This window comes from uncultured Paraglaciecola sp. (genome assembly GCF_937123705.1).
In the GTDB taxonomy this organism is placed as follows: domain Bacteria; phylum Pseudomonadota; class Gammaproteobacteria; order Enterobacterales; family Alteromonadaceae; genus Paraglaciecola.
The window spans coordinates 1-6,009 of sequence record NZ_CAKZKO010000129.1; the positions used below are offsets into that span (position 1 = coordinate 1).

Here is a 6,009-nt window from a genome sequence, read left to right on the forward strand (position 1 = left end):
CATGATCGGCTGGAGTCGTAGTCAGATTAAGTCGGCAAGATTGTCTCATGTTACCGACTTAATCGCATGTTCCCTAATGCTGAATGACAAATCCTCTTTAAGTATTTTTGATTCGTATCCACGGACACAGGAGTGGATTAGAAACAGCGAAGGACTCAAGAGACATCTATTTGGGACTTTAACCCCCACTAAAAAGAGTCTGTACGCAATATCAATGCTCATGGGGCATGCCTCCCCTGAAACAACGCTCGAACACTATAGCCACCTGCTAGATTATATTGCCCGTGAATTGATTGAAGAAAGGCTGGCGCCAACACACGAACAACTCGCATTAGCATCCGGCCAATCTATGAGCACCATCTATCGCTGGCTAGAACCTGGAAAGAACAAATACAGAGAAAACTTTCGCAAGAAGTTTCTAATCATTGATCAAAAAACAGTATCCATCCCACCCGCAGAAGCGATCATAAACTTTAGTCTTGAGACCGCTAATAGCGATCTTGAGAGAGAATTTAACCAATGTCGTAAGGTTCTGTTTAAGTTAATACAGAGCTCCAACACATTTGACAAGATCTCACGGCTATCCGATAGCACAGGTATAGCTAAGTCCGATATTGAAACATGGCAGAACAATCTACTTTCACTTTTGAGTGCTGGTGCTCATAAATTCGACATATCGAACGCCAAGAAAATCAATCTAGAAAGCTACAACGGCGAAACACTTCCTCTACCAGCACAGCCCAGAAAAATAGTTCAAGATCGCGCAGCATACCTAAGCCTGATTAAGTCACTTGATGAACTGAGTAAGAATCAGCCAGAACAGCTACAAGTACTGTTAAACGGTTTTCAGCAGCACACTCAAAAACGAAATCACTTAATGAGATTCACAAGTGTTGAGGCTGCGAAACCTATTATCGAAGCATTGTCCCTACTTAAAACTGCTGATGTGGCCATAACTTTCACCCTGCTGCATGGCAAAGGCCAGAGTCATAGCAACATCATGAGAAAATGCATTCCGCATTGGAGAATGGGGTTAGGAATATCGAAGAAAAAGAGTATAGCCACGGCTATAGCAAACAGTAACTTAAAAGTGGGTGAGTTTGGATGGTTAGGAGTGAATTTAATCAATCCACAAACTGGAAAAGCTATAGAAGGGGCTAGGTATGTATTCGCAATGTTCTTTATTTTAAGTTTATAAAGAAAACTCCAAAGAACAGAATTTAAACTCCCTCCAATAATATAAAGCTCTTATTACCGGAGGGAATTTAAATATTTTGACTCACAATATTAGTAAGACTAAAAATCGCTATGACTTTGTTCTTGAACAGGTTGAATATCTGGGTTCTCCAAGATAACAACACTGTCGCTCGAAGATGCTGGCTCAGCTGCACTTTCCTGCTCTTCAGCTGGTTGCTCAGTTGTTGGCTCTGACAACGGCACTTCTTCTGACTCGGGTTCGAAGATTTCTTCTTCTGCTGGAAGTTCGTCTTCTGGCCCTGTTTCAGAATCTTCTTCGTCGAAGGCGTTGTCTTCGATGATAATGGCGTCGTCAGTCAGTAAGCTATCAAAGCTCTCTTCTTCAGCAGTCTCAGTTTCAGTCTCAGTCTCAGTCTCAGTCTCAGTCTCAGGAGCATCAAACATCAAGCTGCGGTCGGTTAGAAGGTCGTTATTGTCCATAGCAACCTCTCCCACTTCAGGGACTACATCTGTCTCAACCACTTCGTCAGTTTCCGGCTCTTCTGAATCTGTTGCCAAGTCAGATCCAACAACTTCTTCGATTTGTTCTAACTCATCTTCAGCGTCGGCTGGTTGTGAAAGCACATCTTCGACTTCGGTGATGTTTTCATCAACATTACCGTTGTTGCCATCACTTTCTGTTTCTTCGACCACATCTGTATCGACAACCTGAGCGCCTTCGATGTCATCTTCTATCAATGTTTCGTCGATTACTTCAACTTCATCAGACTCAACAACCTCTTCTCCTGCCGTCTCTTCAAGAGCCTGCTCTAGTGTTTCTTCGGCTACGATAAATTCGTCTAGGGCATCACCGAAATCTTCCTCGTCAAGCTCGGTGTAGTTGACCAGCATGTCTTGGACGTGCTCCATTGCCGTCATAAGCTCTACTGGCGTAAAACCTTGATTAACCAATAGATTATTAACGTCATCCATGCTCGCTGAGTTTAAGTTCAACGAAGTCGAAGCAAGGGCATCGCGTGATGCAGCAGAGATTTGAATACCACCAGCGGTGTTGCCTTCGCTGTCCAGTGACTGTAGGAACACAGCCATTTTCTGTACGTAGTCGTTAGATAGGTCAGTACGAGATACGTCCGCAAGGTCCTGCAAGAAGACATTGCCACGCGCCAGGTCGTCTGCCATCGCGGTACCGATCAATACACCACCCACACTAAAGGTAACGCTGTCACCGTTCTGGTAACTAAAGCCACCTTGAGCATCTGTGTAACCCGTCATACCTGAGGAGGTTTCGTAGTACATGCCTTCGATAATACCATCGATAATGATGCCATTATTAGGAGTCTCTTCCGAGTTATCTGCCGTATCCAGCGAACTGAATAACACAGGCGTCGTCAAGCTACTAGCAGGACCAGAGACAACATAATCATCAGCGTCTGCTGTGATGTTGTCACTTCCAGCTCCGGCAATGATCAGGTAACGTCCACTACCTGCCACGTTGATCGTGTCATCATTGTTGCTGCCCAGTTCTAGGGTGTAGGTCTCGCCGTTAAACGTTAGTTGCTCTACGTTGATAAGCGTATCTATACCTTCTGCCCCTGAGATTGTTAGTTCTCCTGAGCTGGCATCGTAGCTCATTTGATAAGCGGTAATATCTGAACCGTATACAGCTGTATCATCCCCTGCACCACCGACAATGGTATCATTACCGGCACCAGAGTCTATGGTCGCACCGCTGGTCGCACTCACAACAATGTTGTTATCTTCATCACCTGTGGTAATTGTTTGGCTTTCGTCTAAGCGTAAGTTAAAGGTATCAGTCGATCCAGAAGTCAAAGTACTGGTCGGTAGTCCTGTTGCGCTGTCCACTGTTTGCACCGTTACGTTCACATCGTCATTAAACGAGTGGTATAGCATTTCAATATTACCGATCTGGTCATAAGGCACATCCGTAATGACCCACTTACCACTACCAAAGTTCGCTTGAGGTGCATCTAGCAAGGTGCCATTTAAGCGGAACAATGCAGTATCGTCTAAGGCTGTTGCTACACCTTCGAACGTTACCATTAATGTTTCGGAGCCATCGGTATCCGCTACGTTGGCGTTCAAATTCAGCGCTACCCACGTGTATTCATCGCCGAAGGTTTTAGTAGCTTCCATATTTAGTAAGTCATCCGCTACCGGATTGAAGCTTACTTGGAAATTAGGCCAGGACTGTGCGGTCTCCATACCAGACTCACCAGAAGTAATTGCTAAACCCACCTCAATCGTACCCGAGAAATGCTCTACTGCCGCAGTGCGCTGAATACCAATGGTTTCTAGATCAGTGATAGAGGCGACATTAAGAATATAGTCGTATAGGTAATCTCCATTTGCGTCCACACCCGATATAGTACCCGTTTGCACGACACCATTTAGCAATACCTCGTAACCCAGCGGTACGCCCGTTAACGTTGCAGAGGTAATATTTTCACTATTTGCATCAGCAAGCGCGACGTTGTCACCTAAATCTAGTAGAGCTATGCCATCCTCATCACCGGTCATCGTCGGATCCGCATTAGTAAGCCCATCGTTTACCGCTTGTACTGTCGCGGTGACTTCACTCGATGTAAGCCAAGTAGCCGTGCTGTAGCCGGAGGATTGAGGATCTTCTTGCGTTAACGCCCAAGCCTTAATGCTCACTTCATTACCGTGCTGATTCGCTGGCGGTGTATAAGTGATAGTAATGCTGTTACCAAAGCTTGCGCCATCGATTACAATATAATCACCTGCTGGTAGTTCATTCGCAGGTATTTGACCATCTGTCAATTGACCCGCTGTAAAGTTAATAGTGCTCGGTAAAGAACTACCGTTTAGCGTAAATGTTCCTAAGTCACCGACATTAGAGCTAGCTGTCTGAGTCACTTGGATATACAGTTTCCCATCAATAAGCAACTGACGTGGATTATCGGCATCATTCGCTAAATTAATCACAAAATCGGTTGCTGTATCCTCAAGAATTGCTGGCTCAGTGATGGATAGGGTACTCTCATCCGTTACTGGGGCAATATCAAAAGTAGCATTATCAATTGGGTAACTATGGTGTTCATTTAGACCATAGGTCGTAATAGCAATATCGAAGTCCGCTGAAGTTGAAGAGTTAATATTCTCATTACTATTCGGCGTCAATGTTAGCTGCTCTAGCGAAGCAATCACAGCATTCACGTCACCTTCACCTGATAATGTGTAGTATCCACCGTCCTCGTCGACATACTCAGCACCAGATAAAGAAGCACCTTCAAGATTTTTGATCGTAATCGTATATTTACTGCTATCTCCTGATGTAGCACCATCCGTTACAGATACCAATTCATCTAAGTTACGTGGAGTATCTTCCGTAAAATCTACATCATTAAGCGTAACAACAAGATCCATTGGATCGGTTGGCGCAGGGCCACTGCCCGCAAATGTATCGCCATCGATCGCAAGCCTGAAAGTAACATCATTTGATAGCACATCAGCATCCGTATCTTGATGGCTTACGCGAATAGTCACTATTTGATCGATATCAGTATAAGTTGCACGATCAACGATAAAGCGAATACTGTTTGTTTCACCTGACGCACTATCAATGATCAGATCATCACTGATATCTACACGCCAGCGCCCTGTATGTACGGCGTTGCCGTCGGCATCAGTGATATCACCAAGGTAAGTGCCCCCTACGATATCAATACCCTCTGGTACACCAAAAAGCTCAACGGTTTGTTTAATCGTTTCTGAGCCATCGATATCCTGACCGTTGCCAGAGCTCCCTTCGCCGATCATATCATTAGCAATAAGCGTGAAAGGTACTTCGAAGATAGTGTTATCGGTAACGGTTACTGTATTTGTTGCCGCATCATAGGTCAGGTCACTATTGCCATCTCCATCTACATCAGTAATGGCACCTAGATTTAGGGTCGCGGCATCCGTCACGGCATTGACTGTAACGTTGTAAGTCGCCGACACGTAATCTGTAGACGCTGCATCATAACTATTGCCTGTTGGCGTCGTGTCTGTATACGGATGATCCCCCGCTGGCGTGCTGTCCGATACGGTATAGCGGAAGTCGAAGGTGTAATCTTCATCGCCGTCGTGACGGCTGTCTTGGAAGCGCGCTGTCACTTGCTCAACGGTATTATTCGCGACGTCAAGTTGCACCCATTGCGCTGAACCAGCACTTGTTTGTGTTAGTGTTCCATGGTTTTGCGTAATGAGTTCAATACCTTCCGGAATAGACTCCGTATTGATCCATACACCTGTTAATTGCTCATTCGGACCACCATTACCAGAGAAAGTGAAATCTAAAATTTGATCTGTATCTTCACTTTGGGTTGCGCTGTTATTGACCGTGCCTTCAGCTTCAGGTGTAACAAGTACAGATAGAGCGATATTAACTTTATCTGAATCCCCTTGGGTATTGCCGCTCAAGTCATCGTTTTCAACCGTTTGCAGGTCTAAGTTAAAACCAACCGTGCCGTTAAAGTTTGTAGGGATATCTAGGTTGGCATTATCAAAGTTCGCGGATTCAACAATCCACTCTGTTGCCATAACTTGAGTAACGCCTGAGCCACTGATACCAAAACCTGCATCCACTTGATCTTGAGTAAGCTTAATCGTGACAAACAAATCTTCTGAGCCATAACCACCAGCGATGTCTGCAGAGCTAAAGTTTGGTTGATCATTAACAAACAAATCCTGTAACGAAACACTGGCAGTACCTTCGTGCACAATGGCGTTGTAGTCATGGGACAGGCCGTTACTATCTGTTAGAGAAACAGTATCCGTTGCGTCATG

At 44.9% G+C, this 6,009-nt stretch carries 2 protein-coding genes; one reads left to right on the top strand and one right to left on the bottom strand.

Features of this window, described 5'->3' with window-relative positions:
• Positions 1-1,198: hypothetical protein (locus Q0688_RS15730; protein WP_191603805.1), on the top strand; the 1,198-nt coding region annotated here is incomplete at its 5' end.
• A 98-nt stretch (positions 1,199-1,296) separates the two neighbouring features.
• On the opposite strand, the gene Q0688_RS15735 is transcribed toward Q0688_RS15730, so the two are convergent.
• Positions 1,297-6,009, bottom strand: a 4,713-nt coding sequence (locus Q0688_RS15735) for a hypothetical protein (RefSeq protein ID WP_299078875.1), incomplete at its 5' end; no start/stop codon positions are given.